At 74.5% G+C, this 23594-nt stretch carries 20 protein-coding genes and 2 pseudogenes; 3 read left to right on the plus strand and 19 right to left on the minus strand.

Going from position 1 to position 23594, the window contains the following annotated elements:
• Together ABD350_RS02180 and ribA are read right to left on the minus strand one after the other, a co-directional pair.
• Positions 1-851: NAD(P)/FAD-dependent oxidoreductase (locus tag ABD350_RS02180; protein WP_344346399.1), on the minus strand; the 851-nt coding region annotated here is incomplete at its 3' end.
• Between the two features lie 80 nt (positions 852-931).
• A complete protein-coding gene (gene ribA / locus ABD350_RS02185) occupies positions 932-1558 on the minus strand; it encodes a GTP cyclohydrolase II (RefSeq protein ID WP_344345867.1) in 627 nt (208 codons plus the stop codon).
• Between the two features lie 39 nt (positions 1559-1597).
• On the opposite strand from ribA, the gene ABD350_RS02190 reads away from it, so the two are divergent.
• Complete coding sequence (locus tag ABD350_RS02190) at positions 1598-2359, plus strand: creatininase family protein (protein WP_344345869.1); 762 nt, start codon at positions 1598-1600, stop codon at positions 2357-2359.
• 185 nt (positions 2360-2544) lie between these two features.
• Here ABD350_RS02190 and ABD350_RS02195 read toward each other — a convergent pair.
• The 5 genes and pseudogenes from ABD350_RS02195 to ABD350_RS02215 all read right to left on the minus strand — a co-directional run.
• A pseudogene (locus tag ABD350_RS02195) lies at positions 2545-3537 on the minus strand (lysylphosphatidylglycerol synthase transmembrane domain-containing protein); the annotation flags it as partial.
• Positions 3534-4532, minus strand: coding sequence for a methyltransferase domain-containing protein (locus ABD350_RS02200; RefSeq protein ID WP_344345871.1), 999 nt, complete (start codon positions 4530-4532; stop codon positions 3534-3536). The pseudogene ABD350_RS02195 and the gene ABD350_RS02200, both read right to left, overlap by 4 nt.
• Entirely contained in the window at positions 4529-5689 is a 1161-nt protein-coding gene (locus ABD350_RS02205) for a glycosyltransferase family 4 protein (RefSeq protein WP_344345873.1), read from the minus strand. Before ABD350_RS02205 ends, ABD350_RS02200 begins: the two co-directional genes overlap by 4 nt.
• Complete coding sequence (locus tag ABD350_RS02210; RefSeq protein ID WP_344345875.1) at positions 5686-6084, minus strand: 6-pyruvoyl trahydropterin synthase family protein; 399 nt, start codon at positions 6082-6084, stop codon at positions 5686-5688. The genes ABD350_RS02205 and ABD350_RS02210 overlap by 4 nt, the downstream gene beginning before the upstream one ends.
• A gap of 112 nt (positions 6085-6196) precedes the next feature.
• Positions 6197-7186 (minus strand): dehydrogenase, encoded by a 990-nt coding sequence (locus tag ABD350_RS02215; RefSeq protein ID WP_344345877.1) that lies wholly within the window; start codon positions 7184-7186, stop codon positions 6197-6199.
• A 106-nt stretch (positions 7187-7292) separates the two neighbouring features.
• Between ABD350_RS02215 and ABD350_RS02220 the strand changes: the two genes are divergently transcribed.
• Positions 7293-8066 (plus strand): CDP-alcohol phosphatidyltransferase family protein, encoded by a 774-nt coding sequence (locus ABD350_RS02220; RefSeq protein WP_344345879.1) that lies wholly within the window; start codon positions 7293-7295, stop codon positions 8064-8066.
• A gap of 298 nt (positions 8067-8364) precedes the next feature.
• Here ABD350_RS02220 and ABD350_RS02225 read toward each other — a convergent pair whose 3' ends face one another.
• From ABD350_RS02225 to ABD350_RS02240, 4 genes are all read right to left on the minus strand, one after another.
• A complete protein-coding gene (locus ABD350_RS02225) occupies positions 8365-9603 on the minus strand; it encodes an MDR family MFS transporter (RefSeq protein ID WP_344345881.1) in 1239 nt (412 codons plus the stop codon).
• Positions 9600-11057 (minus strand): ABC transporter permease subunit, encoded by a 1458-nt coding sequence (locus ABD350_RS02230; protein WP_344346400.1) that lies wholly within the window; start codon positions 11055-11057, stop codon positions 9600-9602. Before ABD350_RS02230 ends, ABD350_RS02225 begins: the two co-directional genes overlap by 4 nt.
• 306 nt (positions 11058-11363) lie before the next feature.
• A complete protein-coding gene (locus ABD350_RS02235) occupies positions 11364-12857 on the minus strand; it encodes an ABC transporter substrate-binding protein (RefSeq protein ID WP_344345883.1) in 1494 nt (497 codons plus the stop codon).
• A gap of 76 nt (positions 12858-12933) precedes the next feature.
• Positions 12934-13506 carry a GNAT family N-acetyltransferase gene (locus ABD350_RS02240; protein ID WP_382466857.1) on the minus strand — a complete coding sequence of 191 codons (573 nt, stop codon included), beginning with the start codon at positions 13504-13506 and terminating at the stop codon, positions 12934-12936.
• Positions 13507-13911: 405 nt separating this feature from the next.
• Here ABD350_RS02240 and ABD350_RS02245 point away from each other — a divergent pair, with 405 nt between their 5' ends.
• The gene (locus ABD350_RS02245) at positions 13912-14169 is read left to right on the plus strand and encodes a hypothetical protein (RefSeq protein WP_344345887.1); all 258 of its coding nucleotides are present in this window, start codon (positions 13912-13914) and stop codon (positions 14167-14169) included.
• Positions 14170-14220: 51 nt separating this feature from the next.
• Here ABD350_RS02245 and ABD350_RS02250 read toward each other — a convergent pair whose 3' ends face one another.
• The 8 genes and pseudogenes from ABD350_RS02250 to ABD350_RS02285 form a co-directional block, all read right to left on the minus strand.
• On the minus strand, positions 14221-14415 hold the full coding sequence (locus tag ABD350_RS02250) for a hypothetical protein (RefSeq protein ID WP_344346428.1): 195 nt from the start codon (positions 14413-14415) through the stop codon (positions 14221-14223).
• 259 nt (positions 14416-14674) lie between these two features.
• Positions 14675-15277, minus strand: a pseudogene (locus ABD350_RS02255) (ADP-ribosylglycohydrolase family protein); the annotation flags it as partial.
• Positions 15278-15416: 139 nt separating this feature from the next.
• Complete coding sequence (locus tag ABD350_RS02260) at positions 15417-17297, minus strand: discoidin domain-containing protein (RefSeq protein WP_344345889.1); 1881 nt, start codon at positions 17295-17297, stop codon at positions 15417-15419.
• 124 nt (positions 17298-17421) lie between these two features.
• Positions 17422-18786 (minus strand): GH1 family beta-glucosidase, encoded by a 1365-nt coding sequence (locus ABD350_RS02265; RefSeq protein WP_344345891.1) that lies wholly within the window; start codon positions 18784-18786, stop codon positions 17422-17424.
• Between the two features lie 29 nt (positions 18787-18815).
• The gene (locus ABD350_RS02270) at positions 18816-19697 is read right to left on the minus strand and encodes a carbohydrate ABC transporter permease (protein ID WP_344345893.1); all 882 of its coding nucleotides are present in this window, start codon (positions 19695-19697) and stop codon (positions 18816-18818) included.
• Positions 19690-20679, minus strand: a complete 990-nt coding sequence (locus tag ABD350_RS02275) for a carbohydrate ABC transporter permease (RefSeq protein WP_344345895.1) — start codon at positions 20677-20679, stop codon at positions 19690-19692. The genes ABD350_RS02270 and ABD350_RS02275 overlap by 8 nt, the downstream gene beginning before the upstream one ends.
• An 8-nt stretch (positions 20680-20687) precedes the next feature.
• Positions 20688-22004: an ABC transporter substrate-binding protein gene (locus tag ABD350_RS02280; RefSeq protein WP_344345897.1), complete on the minus strand. Its 1317-nt coding sequence runs from the start codon at positions 22002-22004 to the stop codon at positions 20688-20690.
• A gap of 246 nt (positions 22005-22250) precedes the next feature.
• On the minus strand, positions 22251-23477 hold the full coding sequence (locus ABD350_RS02285) for an MFS transporter (protein ID WP_344345899.1): 1227 nt from the start codon (positions 23475-23477) through the stop codon (positions 22251-22253).
• Positions 23478-23594: the final 117 nt, after the last annotated feature.

The following is a 23594-nucleotide window of genomic DNA, read 5'->3' on the forward strand; positions in this document are numbered from 1 at the left end:
AGCCGGGGGATCCAGCGGTCGTGGGTGCCGGTGGCGAAACCGGGCCGCTCGTCCGGGTCGGACATGCCGAGCAGCAGACCGGGGCCCTCGCGGTGGAAGTAGAGGCTGGTGGTGAAATCGATGGTCATGGGCAGCGTGGCCGGCAGGTCCGGCACCGGCCCGGTGACGGCGATCTGCCGGCGCAGCGGCCGTACCGGCAGGTCCACGCCCGCCATCGCGCCGACCGCCCGCGACCAGGCGCCGGCCGCGCAGACCACCGTGTCCGTGGCGATCGGACCCCGGTCGGTGCGGACGCCGGTGACGGTGTCGCCGCGCAGGTCGATGCCGGTGACCTCGGTGTGGCGCAGGATGCGCACGCCGAGGGCGCGGGCGGCGCTCGCGTAGCCGTGGACGACGGCCTCGGGGGTGCAGTGGCCGTCGTCCGGGGAGTACGCGGCGGCCAGCAGGCCGTCGGTGGTGATCAGCGGGGAGAGACGGCGGGCCTCCTCCGGGGTGATCAGGCGGCTGGGCACCCCGAGGGAGTTCTGCAGCCGGACGCCCGCCTCGAAGGAGGCCACCTGCTGCGGGGTGGAGAGCAGGAACAGATAGCCGACCCGGTGCAGCCCGATGTCCTGCCCGACCTCCTCCTCGAAGCGGCCGAACGCCTCCAGGCTGCGCGCGCCGAGCCGGATGTTCAGCTCGTCGGAGAACTGCGCGCGCACCCCGCCGGCGGCCTTGGAGGTGGAGCCGGCGGCGAGTTCGTCCCGTTCGACCAGGACGACGTCCCGCACTCCGGCGCGGGCGAGGTGCCAGGCGATGCTCGTGCCGATCACCCCGCCGCCGACGACGACCACCCGGGCCCGCGGATCCATCGCGCCGCCTCCCTCCCGCGCACCGCTCCATCGTGCCGCCGTGCGGACCGGACCGCCAGGCGCCGCCCGCCGGACGGGTCTCAGGTGCCGTGGGCGACGGCGTCCAGATGGGGCAGGTGGTGGTCCATCCGTTCCCGCTTGGTGCGCAGATACGTGATGTTGCTCTCGCACGGCTCGATCAGCAACGGCACCTGCTCGGCCACCCGGACGCCGTGGCGGACCAACGCCTCCCGTTTGCGCGGGTTGTTGGACAGCAGCCGTACCGAGCGCACGCCGAGGTCGCGCAGGATGCCGGCGGCCACGCCGTAGTCGCGGGCGTCGACCGGCAGGCCGAGCGCGAGGTTCGCCTCCACCGTGTCCAGCCCCTCCGCCTGCAGGGCCATCGCGCGCAGCTTGGCGAGCAACCCGATGCCGCGGCCCTCGTGACCGCGCAAGTAGACGACGACGCCGCCGCCTTCGGCGACGACCGCGCGCAGCGCCGCCGCGAGCTGGTCGCCGCACTCGCAGTGCCGCGAGCCGAAGGCGTCGCCGGTCAGGCACTCCGAATGCAGCCGGGTCAGTACGTCGTCGGTGCCGATGTCGCCGTACACCAGGGCCACTTGTTCGTCGCCGCGGTCGTGGTCCAGGTAACCGATCGCCTGGAATTGCCCGTACACGGTCGGCAGGGGTGCGTTCACAACGCGTTCGGCGCCGGTGTTTTCTGTCATGATCTGAATTCCTCAGCAGAGACGAAAGGCCGTGAAAAGATGAGTGGTTCGGGTGCGCGGGAGGATGATTACGGCCCGGCGGCGGCGCCCGGCGTGCTGCCGGCGGACACCACCGAGGACGTACGGGCGCGGGGCACCCGGGTCGCCGTCCTTCCCGTGGGGAGCTTCGAGCAGCACGGTCCGTACCTTCCGCTGGCCACGGACACGCTGGTCGCCTGCGCCGTGGCGCGGGAGATCGCCGCCGCGTACCCGGTGCACCTCCTTCCTCCGGTCACCGTCTCCTGCTCGCACGAGCACGCTTCCTGGCCGGGGACCGTCAGCATCTCCGCGGTGACGTTGCACGCGGTGGTCTCGGACATCGCGGCGTCGCTGCACCGTTCGGGCGTGACCGCGCTGGTCGTGGTCAACGGGCACGGCGGCAACTACGTGCTGGGCAACGTCGTCCAGGAGGCCTCCGCGCGGGGCGAGCGGATGGCGCTGTTCCCGGCCGCGGAGGACTGGGAGACGGCGCGGGAGCGGGCCGGGGTGGTCACCTCGCCGCTCACCGACATGCACGCGGGGGAAATCGAGACGTCCATTCTGCTGCACGCGCATCCCGCATTCGTCCGCCCCGGCCACGAGTCCGCCGATTTCACCGCCGACGACCGCCGTCACCTGCTCACCCTGGGAATGTCCGCCTATACCGAATCGGGCGTCATCGGCCGTCCTTCCCTGGGTTCGGCGGACAAGGGAAGGAAACTGCTGGCGAGTCTGGCGGAATCCTTCGGCCCGTACCTGGAACTGCTCGCCGCCGCGCAATAGCCGGCGGGTGCCCCGCGGCCGGGACCCGTGGGGGCGGCCCCGGCCGGCGGGGAGTCGTCGGGGGCCGTGGCGCCGGTGCGTACGGCGGCGGGGCGGCGCCGAAGCGGGAGCAGGACGGCGGCGCCCGGCAGGCTCGCCACGAGGCTGAGGACGCCGTAGACGACGGCGACCGCCATCCCGCGGTCCGCGCCGAGCCCGGCCGCGCCGAACGCCCACGCGGTGACGCCCTCGCGGGGGCCGAAGCCGCCGACGTTCAGCGGCAGGCCCATGGCCAGCAGAGCGAGCACGGCGAGCGGCAGCAGCACCGCCACCGGGGCGGCCGGGGCGGCGACCCGGGCCGCCACGGCGAACAAGGCCAGATGCCCGGCCAGGACGACCACGGAGGACAGCGCGATGCCGGGCCCGCCCCGCCGCGACGCCAGCCCCCGCCGGACCTCGCCGAGGCGCCGGCGCAGGGCACCGTCCCGGCGGGCCGGCGGTCGGCTCAGCCGTACGGCGAGGACGACGGCGAGCACGCCCGCGACGGCCAGCCCGGCCGCCGGCGCACCGGCCCGGACCCCGGCGCGCACCGGGGACGGCAGGGTCGTCAGCAGTACCGCGCCGGCCACGGCCAGCGCCAGCTGACCGGCGACCCGCTCCAGCACGACCGCCGTCACCGCGCGCCGGACGTCACCGGCGCCGCGGCCGTGCCGTACCGCCCGGTGCACATCGCCCAGGACGCCGCCCGGCAGGGCCGCGTTCAGGAACAGCGCGCGGTAGTAGTCGGCGACGGCCGGACCGAGCGGCAGCCGCAGCCCCAGCCCGGCCGCCACCAACTGCCAGCGCCACGCGCTGCACACGGTGGTGACCACGCCGATCCCCAACGCGAGGGGCACCGTGCGGCCGTCGATCCGGCCCAGCCCGTCGAGCAGCGGTCCGGTGCCGAGCCGCCAGAGCAGGACGCCGAGGATGACGACACCGGTGAGCGTGCCGAGGTGCCTGCGCGGGGCGTGGGGGCGGGCCGGGCGCGCCGCCGGGCTATGCGGGCGGGCCACGGTCGGCGGTGCCGGGGGTGGGGGGCTCGTGTCCGCCGGTGACACGGGTGTGGGTACACCGCTCGCCGGTGCCGTACGCGCGTGCGTGCCGGTGTGCGTGGGGCGGGGCGTCGTCGGGTCCGGTGCCGTCGGTGTCCCGGTCATGCGGGGCCGCCCGTCGGCCGGGGCAGTGCCAGCAGGTCGGTGTGGTGGACGGTGACGCGCAGGGCGCCGGCCGCGCAGGCGGCGAGCCGGGCGGTCAGATAGCGCTCGGCGGGGCCGCGCAGTTCCGGCCGCTGCTCGACCGCCGCGCCCACCCAGCCGCGCAGCCACTGCCCGGTCAGCGCGGCCTCCTCGGGGCCGAGCCGCCACGGGCTCGGGTGCGGGCGGACGGTCGCACCGCGCTCGGCGAACGCCTCGCGGGCCACGGAGACCGCGTCCGGGCCCAGCAGTCCGGCGCGTCGCTGGTGGGCGTTGAACGCCTCGGTGATCGCGGTGTCCAGCGGGTCCGCCGGGGTGAGGTCGACGCGTCCGGCGACGGAGAGGGTGAGCAGGGCCGGGCAGCCGGCGCCCGCACAGGCGTCCGCGAGGGTCTCGACCTCCGCCCGGGTGAGGACGTCCAGCAGCGCGGACGCGGTCACCAGCCAGGCGCCGGTGAGCGCCTCGGTGGTGAGCCGGGCGATGTCACCGCGCCGGGTCTCGACGGTGACGCGGCCGCCGTCGGCGGCGGCGCGCGGGGCGGTCTCGGCGGCGCGGCGCAGCAGGCGGGGATCGCGGTCGTGCAGGATCCAGTGCTGGGCGCCGGCCAGGCGGGGCGCGAGCCAGCGGCCCATCGAGCCGGTGCCGCAGCCCAGGTCGTGCACGACCAGACGGCCGTCGGCCCGGCCGGCCGGCCGGTTCCGCAGCGGGCCGAGCAGCTCCCGCGCACGGGCCGCCGCGTCGGCGGCCTCCCGCAGCCGCAGCCACGCGGGCGCGTACCGCGGCGCCCCCGCACCGCCCGCGCCCCGCGACCGTACGGTGCCCCGGGGCGGGCCGGCCGCGCTCACGTCCCGCGCCTCACCTCCGGCGCGCTCGCCCGGCGTACCTGCGCGGTCACCGGCCCGGGTGCCCACCGCGCTCGCGCCTCGCGCCTGCTCGCTCCCCGTACCGGGGGTGTTCATGCCGGCCTCCTCGGCGGGTGCGGGAGTCGGTGAAGGGCGGTGGCCAGGGTGCGGGCCGTGGCGGGCCAGCCGGCGAGCGCGGTGCGGCGGCCGCGGGCCGCTGCCCTGAGACGGCGGCGCAGGCCGGCGTCGCCGAACCACCGGCGCAGCGCGGCCGCGAGCGCGGCGGGGTCCTCCGGCGGGACGAGGATGCCGGGTATCCGGCCGTCGGGGGCGCGGCCGACCGCCTCGGGCAGGCCCCCGACATCGGTGGCGAGAACCGGGACGCCCCGGGCGAGGGCCTCGGTGACCGCCATGCCGTAGGTCTCGGCGCGGGAGGGGAGGACCGTCAGGTCGGCGGCGGCGTAGGACGCGTCCAGCTCGGTGCCGGAGCGGGGGCCGGTCAGTCGCAGGCGGTCGGCGAGACCGTGCCGGGCGATCAAGTCCCTTACATGTTCCGCGTATTCGGGGTCGTGGCCGAGGCCGCCGACGCACTCGCAGGTCCACGGCAGGTCCCGGACCGCCGCGAGCGCCTCCACCAGCCGGTGCTGGCCCTTGCGCGGGGTCACGGCGGCCACGCACAGCAGCCGGGAGACGCCGTCGGTGCCGGGGGCGAGGGGCGCGATGTCGGCGCCGGGCGCGGCCACGCGCACCCGGTCGGGGGCCAGTCCGTGGTGGGCGGCGAGCCGGCGACCCGCCCAGTCGCTGGTGGCGATCACCGCGCCCGCCGCCCGCAGTACCGCCCGCTCACGGGTGTCCAGGGCGGCGGCCACGGCCGGGTCGAGGCCGGTCTCGTCGCCGAGCGGCAGATGGACGAGGACGGCGAGGCGCAGCCGCCCGGCCTCGGGGACGACGGTCTCGGGGACACCGCACGCGACGAGACCGTCCAGGAGGACGACGGTGTCGTCCGGGAGGTCCCGCAGGGTGCGGGCCAGGCGGTCGCGGGCGGGGCCGTCCGGGCGGGGCCAGCCGCCCGGGACGGCGTGCGGGATGATCCGCCAGCCGAAGCCGGGCAGGTCCAGGCGGATCCGGCGGTCGTAGACGTTGCCGCCGCTGGGCGCGGCCGGGTCGTCGACGCCGCCCGGCATCACGAAGTGCGCGGTGCGCAGGGACAGGGGAACGGTCCGGGTGGCGGGCGAAGGAGAACAGCGGCCGCGGCGCGTGGTCGGGCCGGTCACAAGGCACGCTCGTAACTCGCCCAGGCGATGTGCGACTCGTGCAGGGTGACGGTGATGCCCGCGAGGCCCTTGGCGCCCTCGCCCGGTCCGCCCCGGGCGATCCGGTCGGCGAGCCGGTCGGCGATGACCTTGGCGAGATACTCGGTGGAGGTGTTGACGCCCTGGAAGCCGGGTTCGTCGTCCAGGTTCCGGTAGTTCAACTCGGCGATCACCGCGTGGAGTTCCCGGCCGGCCAGGCCGATGTCGATCACGATGCCGTTCTCGTCCAGCTGTTCGCGGCGGAACGTGGCGTCCACGAGGAACGTGGCGCCGTGCAGGCGCTGCGCGGGGCCGAAGACCTCGCCGCGGAAGCTGTGGGCGATCATGAGGTGATCGCGGACGGTGATGCTGAACAACGGACGACCCTCCAGGTGCGGCGCCTCTGGTCCCCCTGCCCTTGCCCGCCGGGGGATGCCGTGTAGTACGGCTGGTCGCTGCCCCGCGTTCAGCCCTCTCTCACTGCTTTTCTCACATCGGGCCGGGCCCGGTGTAGCGGATGCGGTGGCACAGGGCGGGGAGCTCGCCGGACGCCAGTTTCGGCAGGACGGACGGGAGTTCCTCGAAGGGGCTCTCGCCGGTGACGAGGGCGTCCAGCGCCGGGTCGGCGAGCAGGTCCAGGGCGAGCGCCATCCGGTCGGCGTAGGTGCGGCCGGGCCGGGCGGCCGGGGAGACGGTGCCGACCTGGCTGCCGCGGAGGGTGAGCCGGCGGGAGTGGAAGGCCTCGCCGAGCGGCAGGGCCACGCTCCGGTCGCCGTACCAGCTCAGTTCCACGACCGTGCCCTCGGGGGCGAGGAGGGCGAGGGACCGGGTGAGGCCGGCCTCGGTGGCGCTGGCGTGCACGACGAGGTCGCGGTCGCCGAGGGCGTCGGCGGGCCGGGCGAAGTCCACGCCGAGTGCCCGTGCGGTCGCCGCGCGGGCCGGGTCGGCGTCGACCAGTTGGAGCCGGACACCGGGGAACCGGGCGAGCAGCGCGGCGACCGCGCAGCCGACCATGCCGCCGCCGACCACCGTGATCCGGTCGCCGATCAGCGGTGCCGCGTCCCACAGGGCGTTGACGGCGGTCTCCACGGTGCCGGCGAGCACGGCCCGTGCGGCGGGCACCCGTTCGGGCACCACGGTGACGGCGCTCGCCGGGACGACGTAGCGGCTCTGGTGCGGGTACAGGCAGAACACCGTACGGCCGGTCAGCGCGGCCGGGCCCCGCTCCACCACGCCGACGCTGAGGTAGCCGTACTTCACCGGGCCAGGGAAGTCGCCCTCCTGGAACGGCGCGCGCATCACGGTGTGCTGGCTTTGGGGTACCCCGCCGCGGAAGACGAGCGTCTCGGTGCCCCGGCTCACCCCGGAGTACAGGGCGCGCACCAGGACCTCGTCCGGGGCGGGTTCGGGGAGGGTGACCTCGCGGAGTTCTCCGTGGCCGGGCGAGCGGAGCCAGAACGCGCGGGCGGTGCGGTGCATGGCGTCCTCCTGAACGGTCGGGAAGCTGTTCACGTACCGGGGGGTGCACAGGCCGCGCACAGTACGCGGCGTTGATCGACTCTGTCACTCGGCCGGAGGATGCGCGGTGGCCCTGAACGACACGTACGACGCGAGGATCCGGCAGGAGACCGCCGTGGGAGCGGGTGCGCAGGTCCTGCTGCTGGCGCTGCTCGGACCGGCGACCGGCATGGGGCCGGCCGGGTGGCTGACCGGGCTCGCCTTCGCGTGCGCCACCTGGGCGGTGCTCCGCCGTGCCGGGCACCGCTCGCGGCTGCGGTCCCTCGGGCCGGCGAACCGGGTCACGCTGGGCCGGGCCGGTCTGGTCGGCGGGGTGACGGCGCTGGTCGCGGACTCCTTCGCGAGTGCGCCGCCGGTGACGGTGCTGGTCGCCCTGACGGCGGTGGCGCTGCTGCTGGACGGGGTGGACGGCCGGGTGGCCCGGCGGACCGGTACCGCCTCGGCGCTGGGGGCGCGGTTCGACATGGAGGTGGACGCGTTTTTGATCCTGGTGCTCAGCGTGTACGTGTCGGCGCGGCTGGGGCCGTGGGTGCTGCTGATCGGTTCGATGCGTTACGTGTTCGTCGCGGCGGCCCGGTTCGCGCCGTGGCTGACCGCGCCGCTGCCGCCGTCCTTCGCCCGCAAGACCGTCGCCGCCGTGCAGGGCGTGTGCCTGCTGGTGGCGGGCGCCGGATTGCTGCCGTACCCGGCGGACCTCGCGGTCGTACTGCTCGCGCTGGGTTCGCTGGTGTGGTCGTTCGGGCGGGATGTGCGCTGGCTGCGGCGCACCGCGCGAGCGACGACCGGGGCACGGGCCGGGCGGACACGGCAACCCCGCCTGCCGGAGCCGACGCCACACTGAGCCCGGCTCACGCCGACTCGGGCACTGCCGGAGCCGGCGGCGCACCAGCCGGGCCCAAGCCACTCCACACAGGCCCGGCAGCCCACTGACCCCAACACAAGCCGACTCGGACCTGCCAGAACCAGCGGCACACCAGCCGGGCCCAAGCCACCTCAGGCGGAACCCGCGGCACCCAGCCCCGAACACGAGCCGCTGCACGCGGGGCCGGCAGCGTACCGAGCCCCGCCCAAGCCGCTGCACGCGGAACCCGCGGCACGCTGAGCCCGGCTGCCGGAAGCGGCGCCGCCGGGGGCCGGGATCAAGCCGGTTCGGGGGCCCTGGCATGGGTGGGGTGGTCTCCGGGCAGGAGCAGGATCGCCGCCAGGGGGATCGCCGCCAGGGCCGCCCAGGGCAGCGCCGGGGGCAGTCCGAGGTCGAGGAGCGCGCCGGAGGCCGTGCTGCCGAGCAGGACCAGCAGGCCGGAGACGGAGGACAGGGCGCCGGTGTAGAGGCCGATGCGGCCGGGTTCGGCGAGGTCGGGCAGCCAGGCGCGGGCGACCGGCGCGACCAGCATCTGGCCGGCGGTGAGCAGGACGACCAGGGCGGCGAGCGGGGCCAGTCCGGCCATGCCGGTGAGGCCGGCCGGGCGGGCGGCGGCGACGGCGGCGAAGCCCGCGCCGGTCAGCAGCAGCCCGGCGGTCAGCGAGCGGCGCGGGGTGAGCCGGCGGCCCGCCCAGCGGGTGACGGGCAGTTGGGCGCCCACCACCAGCAGGGAGGACAGCGCGAACAGCCAGGCGACCGGCGCCTGGGAGCCGCAGGCGCGCCGCACTTCGGCGGGCAGGGCGAGGTAGAGCTGGTTGTAGGCGAGCAGTTGGGCGCCGTAGCCGCAACACAGGGCGAGGAAGCGACGGTTGCGCAGCAGCGGCCCGAGTCCGCCGCGCACGGTGACGGGTTCGCGGCCGGGGATGTGCCGGGGCAGCAGGACGGCGTGTCCGGCGAGGACGGCGGTGAAGACGGCCGCGCCGGCCAGGCAGACCGTGCGGAAGTCGGCCGTCAGCAGCAGCGCGCCCAGCAGCGGACCGGTGAAGGCGCCCGCCTGCCCGGCGACGGTGAACAGGGCCAGCACCCGGGCGCGCGGCCCGTCGCCGGCCTCCTCCCGCAGGACGGCCTGCCGGGCGACCTCCGACTCCACCGCCGGGGAGAACAGCGCGGCGGCGCAGCCGATCAACAGGACGGAGCCGATCACCGACCAGGTCCGTTCGGCGTATCCGAGCCAGGCGAACCCGGCGACGCGCAACGCGCAGCCGGTCAGGACGACGGGCCGGACGCCGTACCGGTCGGCGAGGGCGCCGCCCACCACGAACAGCCCCTGCTGGCTGAAGGTGCGCAGCCCGAGGACGACCCCGACCAGCCAGCCGGCCATGCCGATCGCCGTGCCGAGGTGTTCGGCGAGGAACGGCAGTACGGCGAAGAAGCCGATGTTGAAGGCGAGTTGGGTGAGGATCAGCAGCCGCAGCAGTGGTGACAGCGGGGCCCGGTCGGTGCGCGGGGCGCTCATCGGGCGGACTTCTCCCTTACGGCGGTGGCGGGGCGGGCCGGCTTCTCCCCTACGGCGGGCCGGGCCGGGCGGCGGCGGTGCAGGGCGCCCGCGGAGGTCACCGCCAGCGCGCCGAGGACGGCGAGGACGGCGGCGGGGGCGAGGACGGCCCAGGGGGCGCGCTCGGCGTAGGGCTGGTTCTCGGCGAGCAGCCGGCCCCACTCGGGGGACGGCGGCTGGGCGCCGAGGCCGAGAAAGCCGAGCGCGGCGAGGGCGAGCGCGGTGCCGGGCAGCCGCAGCAGGGCGTGCCGGGTGACGGACGGGACGACGGCGGGCAGGAGTTCGCGGCGCAGCAGGTACCAGCGGCCGGCGCCGAGGGCCCGGGTGGCGGTGATGTGGAGGGCGGCGCGTTCCTGGCGGAGCAGGGCGGAGGTGTGAGTGGCCAGGGGCGCCCAGGCGACGGCGGCGACGGCGATCGCGGGGGTGGCCGGTCCGCCGCCGGTGACGGCGGTGACCAGCAGTGCGGCGAGCACGGGCGGTACGGCGTTGACGGTGTCGGCGAGCGGCCCGGACAGCCGGGGCAGCAGGCCGAGCAGCAGTCCGGCGAGCAGGGTGCCGGCGCTGATCGCGAGGGCGAGCAGCAGGGTGTCCAGGGCGCCGTGGGCGACCCGGGCGAGCAGGTCGCGGCCGAGCGCGTCGGTGCCGAACGGGTGGGCCCAGGAGGGGGGGTGGAGGCGGGCGGTGGTGTTCAGGGCGAGCGGATCGCGGGGCAGGCCGGCCGCCAGGACCGCGAGCAGCGCCCCGCCGAGCAGCAGCGGCGGGGTGCGGCGGACGGCCGGGGTGAGCCGGGGCAGGGCGGGCAGGGCGCCGTCGCGCAGGGCGGGGCCGGTGAGCAGCCGGACGCCGAGCCGGGCCGCGCCGGTGGCGAGCGCGGCGAGCAGCAGCAGGGCGAGGGTGCCGGCCTGGAGGACGGGCAGGTCCTGGGCGAGGGCGGCCTGGAGGGTGGTGCGGCCGAGGCCGGGGATGTCGTAGAGCTGTTCGACGGCGACGGCGCCGCCGGTCATGCCGACGACGAACAGGGCGGTGTTCGGCAGCAGTCCGGGCAGGCAGCGCCGTACCGCCTGGCGGGCGATGCGCGCCCGGGGCATTCCGCGCGCGGCGGCGGCGCGCGCCCAGGGTTCGGCGAAGGCGCCGGGCAGCTGGTCGTCGAGGAGCCGGCCGAGGACGGCTCCGGCGGGCAGGCCGAGGGCGAGCGCGGGCAGCACGGTGTACCGGGGCCCGTACCAGCCGAGGGCGGGCAGCCAGCCGAGCTGGACGCCGACGACGGTGGCGAGGACGGAGGCGGTGAGGAACTCCGGCAGGGTGGCGAGCATCGCGGAGCCGGTGCCGCCGGGCCGGTTCCGGCCGCCCCGGTACAGGGTGCGGGCGCAGACCGCGGCGGCGGTGCAGGCGGCCACCAGGAGGGCGACCGCCATGAGCAGCAGGGAGGCACCGAGCGCCTGTACGACGACCGGTCCGGCTTCGGCCCCGGAGATCCAGGACCGGCCGGCGTCACCGCGCGGCAGTCCGCCGAGCCAGCGTCCGAGCAGCGTCAGCGGCCCGTCGTCCAGACCGAGCTGGTCGCGGATGGCGGCGAGCACCGCGGGGTCCGGGTCGCGGTCCTGGGCGCGGGCCTTGAGCACGGTGAGCGCGGGGTCGGTGCGGCTGAGCCAGGGCAGCAGACCGATCCCGCACACCAGGACGGAGGCGAGCGAGGCCCGCCACAGCACGCTCCGCACGGGTCAGCGCCGGGTGCCGGTGCCGATGAGGGTGCGCTCGTAGGGGTCGAGCAGCACGCCCTTGACGGAGCGGCCGACGCCGGTGATGACGCGCTGGTGGACCAGGGGTACGACGGAGTCGGTGCCGAGGACGCGTGCCTCGGCACGCAGCGCCGCGTCCTGCCGCTTGACGGTGTCGGCGGTGCGCTCGGCCTCGGCCACGGCCCGGTCGACGTCCTTGTCGCACAGCTGGGCCAGGTTGTAGTTGCCGTCGCAGGTGTAGTCGCCGGCGAGGATGGCGACCGGGTCGCCGGTGTCGACGAGGCTGTTGCGGGCGAGGACGAAGGCGTCGAACTTGCCGGCGAGGGCGTCGCTCTCCAGCCGCGCGTACTCGCGGACGACGAGCTGGACGCGGAAGCCGGCCTTCTCCAGCTGCTGCTTGAGCACCTGGGCGGCCTCGGGGAGTTCGGGCCGGTTGTCGTAGGTGGCGAGGGTGATCCGGGTGCCGTCGGGCCGCTTCGGGGTGGCCCTGCCGACCGGCTCGGGGTGCCGTCCCTCGGCCCAGCTGACGGCGGGGCCGTAGATGCCGGTGCCGCGGTCGGCGTGGCCCTCGTAGACACCCTTGGCGAGGGCGGAGGTGTCGACGGCGGCGCGGGCGGCGGCGCGCAGCCGGGCGTCCTCGAACGGGCCCGAGCGGTGGTTGAGCAGCAGGCTGGTGGTGCGGGTGGTGGCGGTCTCCCGGCGGGTGTCCGGCTGGAGCGTGGCGGCCTGGGCCACCGGGACGGCTTCGGCGATGTCCGTGTCGCCGCTGCGCAGGGCGTTGGTGCGGGCGGTGCCGTCGGGGACGAAGCGGACGTCGATGCCGGCGGCCTGGGCGCGTCCGCCCCAGTAGCCGTCGTGGCGGTCGAGGGTGGCGGAGGTGGCGCCGGTGACCTTCTTCAGGACGAAGGGGCCGGTGCCGGCGCCGGCCGGGTCGATGTGGTCCTTGTCCCGGTAGGCCTTCGCGGACAGCACGGCGAGGCTCGGGCTGGACAGCCGCAGCGGCAGGATGGGGTCGGGCCGGCCGGTGCTGACGCTGATCCGGTGCCGGTCCACGGCCTTGGCGGTGAGCGTCACCCCGGACAGGGCGGCCGGGGCGGGCCGGGCGTGGGCGGCCCGGTCGAGGGAGGCGGCCACGGCGTCGGCGGTGACCTCGGAGCCGTCGTGGAAGGTGGCCTCGCGCAGGGTGAACTGCCAGGTGCGCGCGTCCTGCCGGCGCCAGGAGGAGGCGAGGGCGGGGGCGGCGGTGCCGTTGCCGTCGAGCGCGGTGAGGCTCTCGGTGATGCCGAGCCGGCTCAGGATGGTGGCGTCGGCGCCGTACGGGGAGAGCCGTTCGGCGGGCGGGAAGGCGAGCGCGACACGGAGCCGCGAGCCGTCGGCGGGCTTGTCGTCCGTCTCGCCGGAGGAGGCGAAGCAGCCGGCCAGGAGGGGCGCGGCGAGCAGGGCGGCGAGCAGGCGGGAAGGGCGCGGGGCAGGCATGGTCCTCGGTTCGTACTGGTGGGGGGTGTGACGTGCGGATGGCTCCGGACGACAGATTACATGGAAATCATTTCCACTAAGCCGTCGCGTGCTCGGGGCGGTCCACCGCGCTCCCGGTCCGCTTCAGGGGGAGCTCGAAGTGCACGACGCTCTGGCCGCCCCCGGCGTCCTCGCGCTCGTCGTGCACGACGGTGCCGAGCGAGCGCCAGAAGGGTTCGGCGCCGGGCACGGCGGGATCGGTGTGCAGGTACACGGACCGGTAGCCGCCGTCCGCGGCGGCGAAGTCCAGCAGCCGGGCCACCAGTTCGCGTGCGATGCCCCGGCGCCGGTGCCCGGGGCGCACGTACACGCGGCGCAGTTGCGCGGTCTCGCCGGAGGGGTACCGTTCGGCCAGACCGGGCGGGTTCGGCGGCGACTGCGGGCCGCGCGAGTCGAGGGCGCCGGTGCCGACGACCCGCCCGTCCGCGTCGACGGCGACGAGCAGGGTGTGCCGGGCGGGCGCGAGGTAGTAGGCGGCCGGGTCCACGATGTCGGCGTGCCACCGGGGTACGTATCCGGTGCCGAAGTCGTGGTAGACGGTGTCGAGCATGACGGACCTCGCACTGTCGAGGTCGTCGGCGGTCGCGGGCCTCACGCTATATGTACGCACTTGCACATCATATGCATTAAGTCCGTGGTCATGATCACGGGGCAACCTTCCCACCCGCTCGGCCGTCGCCTCTGCGGAGGCGACGCCTCCGGGTCGCGGCCCGCGGTCTCCAGCCCCCTGAGCGAGACACCGGGACCGGTACGGCGACGCGGGCCGCCGCCTGCGCCACGCCCAGTCCCGCGCCCTGCGCCCGCTCCCGGCCGTCCGGGCTCCCCGCGCTCCCCGCACTCCTCGCGAGTCGGGCCCCGGTTCCGAAGAGGAGGCACCGGCGGGTGGCCACCGGGCCGTCGGGGCGCCCGGAACCCACGTGCGCGCGAGCCCCGCCTGGCTGCTGCCCGTCTTCCTGTTCGCCCTGTTCACCGTGACCGGCGTCGGCGAACTGGGCGACACCATGCCCCGCTGTGGTTGCGGGTGGACTCCCGGCTCGCCGCGCTCGCGGCCACCGCGGAGCTGCTGCGCCTGTGGGTGCCGCGCCGACGCCCGTGGACGGCGGGCCCGATGCCGCCCGGCACCGGCACGCAGTCCGCCGGCGTGTTCCTCGCACTGGTCGCGGCGGGCATGTTCGGTTCCGGCGACGCGGGCGTCCTCGTGGCCGCCTGGGTGACCTCCGCCCTGTCGGCGCTGCTGCTGACGGCGGGAACGGGGCGCCGCAGGAAGGGCTGAGCGGACGGCGGACGGCGTGCCCGTTCCGATGACCGCGGCCGCCGGAGCGGCTCACCAGCCGGGGTAGCGGTCCCACCAGTGCGGGTCCCAGGCGGGGGTGTACTCGCTGCCGCTGGGCGAGTCCTCGATCTGGGCCAGCAGGTCACGGGCCAGCGTATCCAGCACCCAGGCCAGTTCGTGGCGGCTCACCAGGTCCGCGGGCAGCGCCTCGGCGCCGTGCACCGCGCCGAGCAGCGCCCCGGTCACACAGGCCGCGGACTCGCCGTCCGGCGCGCCCGCCGCGAACTCCAGAGCGGCCCGGAACCGGTCCCGGCCGGGGAAGGAGGCGGCCGTGTAGAGGCCACCCAGCAGCGCGGAGGGGGCCGTCGCGTCCGGGGCGAGCCGGGCCAGCAGGTCGCGCCGGCCGGGCCGGTCGGCGGCGTACCGGAGCGCCGTCGCGGCCCCCTCCCGCCCCTCGTCGCAAGGCAGGGCGGCGAGCCCCTTCTCCAGGGCCTCGCGCGCGATGCGCTCCCCCCCGGTCGCCGGGGCCGTCCGGGCGGGGCGCGGTCAGGCAGTGCCGGAGCAGTACGGCGGCCCGCTCGGCGGCCGACCGCGCGGCCGGGTCCCCGTGGGTGAGCGCGGCGAACTCCCCTGCCTGCTCGGTCCAGTGCGGCCCGGCGACCGCCACCGGCAGGGTCCGCACGAGCGCGTGGCAGCCCCGGCTGCCGGTGGCGATCCGGCTGTGCGGGTCCTCGATCCGGGACAGCGCGGCCACCGTCGCCGGGGCGCTGCCGCGCCGCTCCGTCAGCGCGGGGACGCCCGCGAGCCAGCCGTCCGGCCAGGGCCGTCCGGGCGGGTACGACGCCCAGCGGCGGCGCATCCGCTCCTCCTCGATGCCCTGGAGCGCCGCCCATCGGCAGTAGGCGTGCAGGACGACGCCCGGCGGGTGGCAGACGCCCTTGTGCTGCCCGCGCACCATCGCCCGGATGACGCCCTCGGCGGTGAAGCAGGCCAGCTGGGTGGCGACTCCGGCCCGCAGCGGTCCGGCGGCCGGCGCCCGGCCCCGGACCGCGCCCAGGGTGTCGCCGAGGGCGAGCCCGAGCATCAGCCCGCGCGTCCGGGACTCCATCCGCGCGACCCCGCGCTGGTACTCCTTCCGCGGATCCGGCCCGGCCACGTGCCCTCGCTTCCTTCCCCTCCCGGTGTTCCGGCCCACCGTAACGCCCGGCCCGAGGGGCGGCACAGGAGCGTACGGCGGGCCGGCCGGGTCAGTCCTTCTGTTCGACCCGCACCCAGTCGATCTCCGCCTGCACTCCCCCGGCCGCGATCTTGTCGACGCTCGACTGGGGCAGCCCCCAGTAGGGGGTGGTGACCTTGTTCCAGCCGGCCGGATAGGCGCCGCCGAGGGCGAGGTTCAGGATGAGGTACTGCTGGTGGCCGAAGACCCACTGGCCCCGGGTGGACTCCAGCTTGTTGCGGGTCGTCTCCTGGACCAGGCGGTCGTCCACGGAGATGCGCAGTGCCGTCGGGGTCCATTCCACCGCGTACGTGTGCCACTGGCCGGCCGTGCCGCCACCGGGGTAGGTCTGGCGGGCGCCGATGTTGCCGTCGGCCGAGTAGCCGGGACCGTGCAGGGCGGTGCTGGTCCAGTCCGGGTAGCCGATGTTCTCCATGATGTCGGTCTCGCCGGAGGCCGGCCAGGACACGGAGGGGTCGTCGACGTCGCTGCCGAGCAGCCAGAAGGCCGGCCAGAACCCGTCGCCGACCGGCAGTCGCATCCGGGCACTGACCTTGCCGTAGGTGAAGTCGAGGTGGGTGTGGGTGTCGACGCGGCCGGAGGTGAGGTCGTAGGTGCCGCCGCCCGCCCGGGTGCAGCCCTTGCAGTACCCGGCCTTGAGGACCAGGCTGCCGTCGCGGGTGGCGACGGTGTCCGGCGAGTCGACGTACGCCTGGGACTCGCCGTTGACCGGGCCCATCTCGGTGCCGGTGCGCACCACCCGCCACTTGGAGCGGTCCAGGGCGGCGCCGGTGAAGTCGTCGAAGAAGGTGGTGCGGTAGCCGCCCGGCGGGTCGGCCGGGAGCGCCGGGTACGCGGCCGAGGCGCTGCCGCCCGTGCCCCAGACCTGGAACTCGTAGAGCGAGTAGCCGAACTGGGCGGTGGCGGGGGCCGGGTTGTGGAAGGAGCGGCGCTCCTTGCCGAGCATGCGGACATAGCGGCCGGTCACGGGCGCGGGCAGCCGGACCGAGTCGTGCAGTCCGGCCGCGTCGGACGGTGATGTGACGTGGGCGCGGCGGGCGGCGACGTCGGCGGGCGAGGGTGCGTACACCGTGCGCCAGGTGCGGTTGTCGTCGGATACCTGGAGGAGGTAGTCGACGGCGTAGGCCGACTCCCAGTAGAGGTCCACCGTGTCGATGGTGGACGGTGCGCCGAGGTCGACGGAGACCCAGCGGTCGGCGTTCCAGTCGCTGGACCAGCGGCTGGCATCGCCCTTGAGGCTCGCGGGCCACCCGCCGTCGGTGAGGAACGCCGGTGAGTGCCCCGCGTCCTGGTAGTAGTTCGCGTACGCCGGGTGGTTGAGGGCGAGGTTGGTGCGGGTGGCCGAGGCCGGGGCCGGCTCGCCGCCGTAGACCTTGAGGTTCCACAGCGAGTAGCCGTAGGGCGTGGCGCGTTCCAGACCGCGCAGCCGGACGTAGCGGCCGGTGACCTCCTGGGGGTACGTGTACGCGGTGACCGAACCGCCGGTGCCCGCGGTCTCGGTGTAGAACGGCGTCCAGTCGGTGCCGTTCTTCGAGATCTCCAGGACGTAGCGCTTGCCGTAGGCGGCCTCCCAGTCGAGGGTGACGCGGTCGACCCGGAGCACCGAGCCGAGGTCGATACGGAGCCAGGCGTCGTCGGTGAAATCACTGGACCAGCGGGTGGCCGCGTCGCCGTCGAAGGCGAGACCGGGGCCGGTGCCGGCGTTCTCGCTGCCGGAGGCGGTGACGGCGGCCGGGTTCAGCGCGTAGGCGGCGGCCGCCCGGTCGGTGTCCCAGCCGACGGCGGCCGGGGCGGCGGAGGCGGGGGCGGGGGCGGCCAGGAGCGGGCCCGAGGACAGCAGGGCGGTGGTGGCGAGGGCGGCGAGGGCGGCGAGCAGGGTGCGGGATCGCATGCGGCTCTCCTTGTGGGGGTGGAGGGGCACTCTCTGTTCTTGTCGTGCTCATGACATAGACGGGGTGTGGCGCGCCGGTGGACACGGACTCCCCTGCCGTGTCCACCGGCCGTCCGGGCCGGGCTCAGGCGGCCCGGCGTGTCAGGCCGCGGTGGGCGCGGACGAGGTCCGCGTACCGGCGGCCGCTGCCCTTGATCGTGCGGGCCTGGGTGCGGTAGTCGACGTGGACCAGCCCGAACCGCTTGTCGTAGCCGTACGCCCACTCGAAGTTGTCCAGCAGGGACCAGGCGAAGTAGCCGGCCAGCGGGGCTCCCTTGCGGACGGCGGCGGCACAGGCCGCGAGGTGGCGCTCCAGGTAGTCCTGGCGTTCGGGGTCCGCCACGCTGCCGTCGGGGCGTACGACGTCCGGGAACGCGGAGCCGTTCTCGGTGACGTACAGCGCCCGGGCGCCGTACTCCTCGGTGAGGCGGAGCAGCAGCGTCTCGATCCCGGAGGCGTCGATCTCCCAGTCCATGCCGGTGCGCGCGACGCCCTCACGCCGGACGGAACGGGCGTACGGCGCCGGTCCCCCGGGGTCGTCGGCGACGTACTGCGGGAAGTAGTAGTTCAGGCCGAGCCAGTCGAGCGGGGTGGAGACTGCCGCCAAGTCGGCGTCCTTCAACGGCAGTTCGACTCCGTAGGTGTCCACCATGTCGGCGGGGAAGCCGCGGCCGTGCACGGGGTCGAGCCACCAGCGGTTGACATGGCCGTCGTGCCGGCGGGCCGCCGCCACGTCCTCGGGGCGGTCGGTGGCCGGGTACACGGTGGAGAGGTTGTTGACGATGCCGACCCGGGCACCGGGGGCGGCGGCGCGGATCGCCCGGGTGGCCAGGCCGTGCCCGAGGAGCAGATGGCAGGAGGCGCGGACGGCGGCGGTCAGGTCGGTCCAGCCGGGCGCCATCGTGCCCTCCAGATGGCCGATCCAGGCCGAGCAGGAGGGCTCGTTGAGGGTGGTCCACAGGGAGACGCGGTCGCCGAGGCGGCCGGCGACGACGGAGGCGTACTCGGCGAAGGCTTGCGCGGTGTCGCGCTCCGGCCAGCCGCCGCGGTCCTGGAGCACCTGGGGCAGGTCCCAGTGGTAGAGGGTGACGGACGGGGTGATGCCCGCCTCCAGCAGCGCGTCCACCAACGCGTCGTAGAAGTCGAGCCCCTTGGGGTTGACCTCTCCGGTGCCGCCGGGGATCACCCGGGGCCAGGCGACCGACAACCGGTAGGCGTTGACGCCCAGTCGGCGCATCAGATGGATGTCCTCGCGCCAGCGGTGGTAGTGGTCGCAGGCGACATCGCCGTTGTCGCCGTTCGCGATCTTCCCGGGGGTGTGCGAGAAGGTGTCCCAGATCGAGGGCGCACGGCCGTCCTCGGCCACGGCCCCCTCGATCTGGTACGCCGCGGTGGCCGTGCCCCACAGGAAGTCGGGCGGGAAGGCGGCGAGGTCGATGGGTTCGGACACGGAAGTCCCTTCGGGATCAGGGGTGGGGGTCACTTGACGGCGCCCGCCGTCAGGCCCGCGACGAGGTAGCGCTGGAGCAGCAGGAACCCGGCCACCACGGGCACGCTGACGACCAGCGAGGCGGCCATGATCTGGTTCCAGTAGACGTCGTTGAGGGTGGAGTAGGCCTGGAGGCCGACGGCGAGGGTGCGGGTGGTGTCGTTGGTCATGACGGACGCGAAGAGCACCTCGCCCCAGGCGGTCATGAAGGCGTAGACGGCGACCGCGACGATGCCGGGGGTCGCGGCCGGCACGACGATCCGCAGCAGTGCCCTCAGCGGGCCGCAGCCGTCCACCAGCGCCGCCTCGTCCAGGTCGCGCGGCACCGAGTCGAAGTACCCGATCAGCATCCAGATGGAGAACGGCAGCGAGAAGGTGAGGTAGGTCAGAATCAGTCCGCCGCGCGAGCCGAACAGGGCGATGCCGGTGGCGTTGCCGATGTTGACGTAGAGCAGGAACAGCGGGAGCAGGAAGAGGATGCCGGGGAACATCTGCGTCGACAGCACGGTCACCGTGAAGACGCGTTTGCCGCGGAAGTCGTGGCGGCTGACGGCGTAGGCCGCGAACACGGCGATGACGACCGAGCAGACCGTCGCCGCGCCCGCCACGATCACCGAGTTCACGAAGTACCGCGCGAGCGGGACCGTCGACCAGATGTCGATGTACGGGCGGAGGGTCAGCCCGCTGGGCAGCCAGCGGAACTCGCCGGTGACGTCCGCGAGCGGCTTCAGCGAACTGGAGACCATCACGTACACCGGAACCAGCACGAAACCGGCCAGCAGGGTCAGGAAGATCCGCCGGCACCACAGGAAGGTGCGCGGGGGTGCCATGGGCGAACGGGCCGGGGTGGTCCGCGGGTGGGTGCTAGACATCGGCGGCCCTCCGTCCGCGCGAGGTGAACAGCAGGTAGCCGCCCGTGACGGCGAGCAGGAAGAGCAGCAGCAGGACGGACATGGCGGAGCCGGTGCCGAAGTTCCAGGTGACGAAGGACGCCTGGTAGATGTGGACGGAGACGAGGTCGGCGGCCTCGGGCGCGGACTTGCCGAACAGCACGTACGGTGTGTTGAAGTCGTTGAACGTCCACAGGAACAGCACCAGCACGAGAACCTGGTTGACGGGACGCAGCGAGGGCAGGGTGATGCGGCGGACGCGCTGCCACGTCCCGGCGCCGTCCAGCGCGGCGGCCTCGTACAGCTCCCGGGGGATGTTCTGCAGCCCGGCGGTCACGATGAGGAAGGCGAACGGCCAGCCCTTCCACACCGAGACGGTCAGCAGGGCGTAGAAGCTGTTGTCGCCGATGAGCCAGAAGGAGGGCTTGTCGGTGAGGTGCAGCTGGTCGTGCAGCACATGGTTCACCAGGCCGTTGTCGTGCTGGAACATGAACACCCAGGTGATGACGGCGGTGTAGACGGGCAGCGCGTACGGCACCAGGAACAGGGCCCGCAGCAGTCCGCGTCCGCGGAAGGTGTCCTGCATGAAGACCGCGGCGGCGGTGCCGATCAGCCAGCACAGGCCGACCGACAGCAGGGTGAAGCCGACGGTGACGAGGAAGGAGTGCAGCAGGGCCTCGCCCACGGGGGCGTCGAAGTCCACCGACACCTGGTAGTTGCCGAGGCCGGACCAGGGGGCCGTGCTCCAGTCGCGGATGTAGAACTGGGTGAGTTCCTTGAAGCTCATCACGACGCCGATGACCATCGGCACCAGGTGGACGAGGAGTTCGAGCAGCAGGGCGGGCAGGAGCAGCAGATACGGCAGCGAGATGCGGCGCAGCCGTCCGGCGCGACGGCGGGGTGCGCGCGCCGCCGCACCGGACGGGGCCCGGCGCACCGGTTCCTTGAAGGCGGTGGTGGTCATCGTCGGGCTCACGCCGCCGGCATCTGCTGCTGGGCCTTGCGCAGCTTGGCCTCGACCGAGCCGGTGGTCACCGGCCGCCCGGCGGCGGCGTCGGCGAACAGGTCCTTGACGGCCGTACCGACCGTCGTCTCGAACTGCGACTCGGACGGGACCTGCGGCAGCGCGGCGGCGCTGGTGGCCAGGGTGTCCTTCAGCACCGCGGTGTCCGGGGCGGCGAACGCGGGGTCCGCCTGCGCGGCCTTGACCGGCGGGATGGCGCTGTAGGCCTTGTTGAGGATCTTCTGCTCCTCGTCGGAGGTCATGAACTTCACGAACTCCTTGGCGCCGTCGAGGTTGTCGGTGTTCTTGAAGACGGCCATGTTGATGCCCATGACCGGCGAGTTGACCTGGGTGCCGCCGCCGGGCGTCCCGGAGATCACCGGCACGGGCGCGATGCCGTAGGCGTCCTCGCTCATCCCCTGGGACTTGAGGTTGGCGGAGGCGGTCTGCCACAGCAGCATGGCCTGCTTGCCCTTGGCGAAGTCGCTGACGGACTGGTTCTGCGCGTACTCCGCGTCGCCGGCCGGGATGACCTTGTCCCTGGCCATCAGATCGACGTAACTCTTGACCGCGTCGACCACCTTGGGGTTGGTGAAGTCGGGCTTGCCGTCGGCGGTGAAGAAGTCGGCGCCGCGCTGCTTGGCGAAGACGAAGACGTGGTGGATGTTCTCCGACAGGTTCGAACCCTCCGCGCCCAGCGGGGACTTGCCCCTGGCCTTGATCTTCTTGCCGGCCGCGACCAGGTCGGCCCAGGTGGCCGGGGGCTTGGAGAGGCCGGCCTCGGCGAAGATCTTTTTGTTGTAGTAGAGGGCGTACGCCATCGAGTACAGCGGGACCGCGGCCGGGTCCTTGCCCTGGGCTCCGGTCGAACCGAGCGCGGTCTCGGCGAACCGGTCCCGGCCGCCGATCGCGGCGAAGTTCTCCTCGTCCCAGGGCAGCAGCGCGCCGGTCGCCTGGAGGGAGGCGCTCCAGGTGTTGCCGATGTTCAGCACGTCCGGGCCCTGGCCCGACGTGGTGGCGGTCAGGATCCGGTTGAGCAGGTCCGACCAGGGCACGACCTCCAGCTCGACCTTGATCCCGGTCCGCTGCTCGAACTTGTCCAGCTCGGGCCGGAGCACCTGCTTGTCCGCCTCGATACTGGCCCCCTGGTTGGACGCCCAGTACGTCAGCGTCTTCGGCGAGTCGTTGGACCCGCCGCCGGTGGCCGACCCGCCTCCGCAGGCCGTGGCCGCGAGGGCGAGTGACAGGGTGACGGCGCCTACGGCCGCGGCTCGGATGCTGCGCATGCGTCCCGGTGTCCCTTCGGGGGTTGCACTCATGACTTAATTTAGGACGTGAGTTAATCCGCCGGGAAGGCGATCGTCAAGGGATTCGACAGGCGAGCGTCTGGGATTGCGGGGCGGGGTGGGGCGAGTTGGGCTGGTTGGTGGGGGGCGTGGTGGAGGACGGGCCGGCGGCCACCCGGCGCGGTGGAGCACGGGCCGATGGGCCGCCGGGCGCCGGGCGGCCACGGACGGGCAGCCGCCGACGGGTCAGCTCTCGCGCACCACTTCCCGCACACCGGCCGCCGCTTCTCGCGCACCCGGCGTCGCTTCCCGTACCTCTGTTACCGCGTCGCCCATGTCGGGCTGTCGGCGGCCGAGTTCGGGCAGGACGGTGAGAAGTCCTACGGCGGCGAGGCCGGCGCCGAGCCAGAGCGGGGCGCGCAGGCTCCACAGATCGATGGCGACCGCGCCGAGGGAGGAGCCGAGGATGACGCCGAGCGTGATGAAGGAGGAGTGGACGGTGTTGACCAGCGGCCCGGCGTTGCCCGCGCGCTGCACCCGGGTGACCATCGCCGGGTTCATGGTGACGCCCACCAGGCCGACGCCCAGCATGCAGACCACGGCGGGCGCGGGCACCCCGGCGAAGACCGCGAAGCCGCTCAGGAAGAGCAGGCCGAGCACCAGGCCGACGGCGAGGACCGGCATGGTGTACCGGTCGGCGAGCCGCCCGACGACCGTGTTCCCGACGACGGTGGCGGCGCCGTAGGCGATCAGCAGCAGCGGGACGGTTTCCGCGGAGAAGCCGGTGAGGCCGGTGAGGATGGGGTTGAAGTAGCTGAAGGCGGAGAAGGTGGCGCCGATGATCAGTGTGCTGGTGGCCAGCGCCAGCCACAGCCGGGGCCGGGCGAAGACACCGGCCTCGGCGCGCAGGCCGCCGCTCGGTGCGGCGTCGAGGCGCGGCACACCGACGGCGGTGGCCGCGGCGGCGGCCAGGGCGAGCACCGAGACGGCCCAGAACGCGGCGCGCCAGCCGAGCCGTTCGCCGATCAGGGTGGACAGCGGGAGCCCGAGCAGGGTGCCGAGCATCAGCCCGTTCATGGCGACGGCGACGGCACGCCCTCGGACTTCGGGCCGGGTGAGCCGGGCGCACAGCGAGATGGCGACGCCGAAGAAGGCCTGGGAGGCAACGCCGGTGATGATACGGGCGACGAGCATGATGCCGTAGCCGGTCGCGGTGGCGGCGAGCACGTTGCCGGCCAGGAAGACGGCGAACAGCACCAGCAGGGCGGTGCGGGGCGGGAGTTTCATCAACGCCACGGTGAGCACCGGGCCGCCGAGGGCCATGGCGGCGGCGAACGCGGTGATGAGATAGCCGATCTGCGGGACGGTGGCGTGCAGGCCGGCGGCCATCTGCGGCATCAGACCGGCGACCGCGAACTCACTGGTCACCATGGCGAAGATGCCGAGCGCCAGGACGTAGACGGCACGGGGCACGGTGGGCACTCCTTGACGTACGGGCCCGCGCTGGTGGCGGGCGGAGCAATTATGGACTGAACTGTTCAAAACTAGGTCGTGAGGGATCGTTTTGGATGGATTAGTTCAAAACTTGGG

Origin of the sequence: Streptomyces nogalater (assembly GCF_039532885.1) — a bacterium.
Classification (GTDB): domain Bacteria; phylum Actinomycetota; class Actinomycetes; order Streptomycetales; family Streptomycetaceae; genus Streptomyces; species Streptomyces nogalater.

Coding starts and splice junctions, on each gene's coding strand:
- ABD350_RS02230 (WP_344346400.1), bottom strand. CDS start 11,057: ATGGCGGTCGCCCTCCTGGTGGCCGCCTGCACCGCCGCCGCGGTCTGC.
- ABD350_RS02260 (WP_344345889.1), bottom strand. CDS start 17,297: ATGCGATCCCGCACCCTGCTCGCCGCCCTCGCCGCCCTCGCCACCACC.
- ABD350_RS02225 (WP_344345881.1), bottom strand. CDS start 9,603: ATGAGCGCCCCGCGCACCGACCGGGCCCCGCTGTCACCACTGCTGCGG.
- ABD350_RS02280 (WP_344345897.1), bottom strand. CDS start 22,004: ATGCGCAGCATCCGAGCCGCGGCCGTAGGCGCCGTCACCCTGTCACTC.
- ABD350_RS02235 (WP_344345883.1), bottom strand. CDS start 12,857: ATGCCTGCCCCGCGCCCTTCCCGCCTGCTCGCCGCCCTGCTCGCCGCG.
- ABD350_RS02215 (WP_344345877.1), bottom strand. CDS start 7,186: ATGCACCGCACCGCCCGCGCGTTCTGGCTCCGCTCGCCCGGCCACGGA.
- ribA (WP_344345867.1), bottom strand. CDS start 1,558: ATGACAGAAAACACCGGCGCCGAACGCGTTGTGAACGCACCCCTGCCG.
- ABD350_RS02275 (WP_344345895.1), bottom strand. CDS start 20,679: ATGACCACCACCGCCTTCAAGGAACCGGTGCGCCGGGCCCCGTCCGGT.
- ABD350_RS02200 (WP_344345871.1), bottom strand. CDS start 4,532: ATGAACACCCCCGGTACGGGGAGCGAGCAGGCGCGAGGCGCGAGCGCG.
- ABD350_RS02190 (WP_344345869.1), top strand. CDS start 1,598: ATGAGTGGTTCGGGTGCGCGGGAGGATGATTACGGCCCGGCGGCGGCG.
- ABD350_RS02270 (WP_344345893.1), bottom strand. CDS start 19,697: ATGTCTAGCACCCACCCGCGGACCACCCCGGCCCGTTCGCCCATGGCA.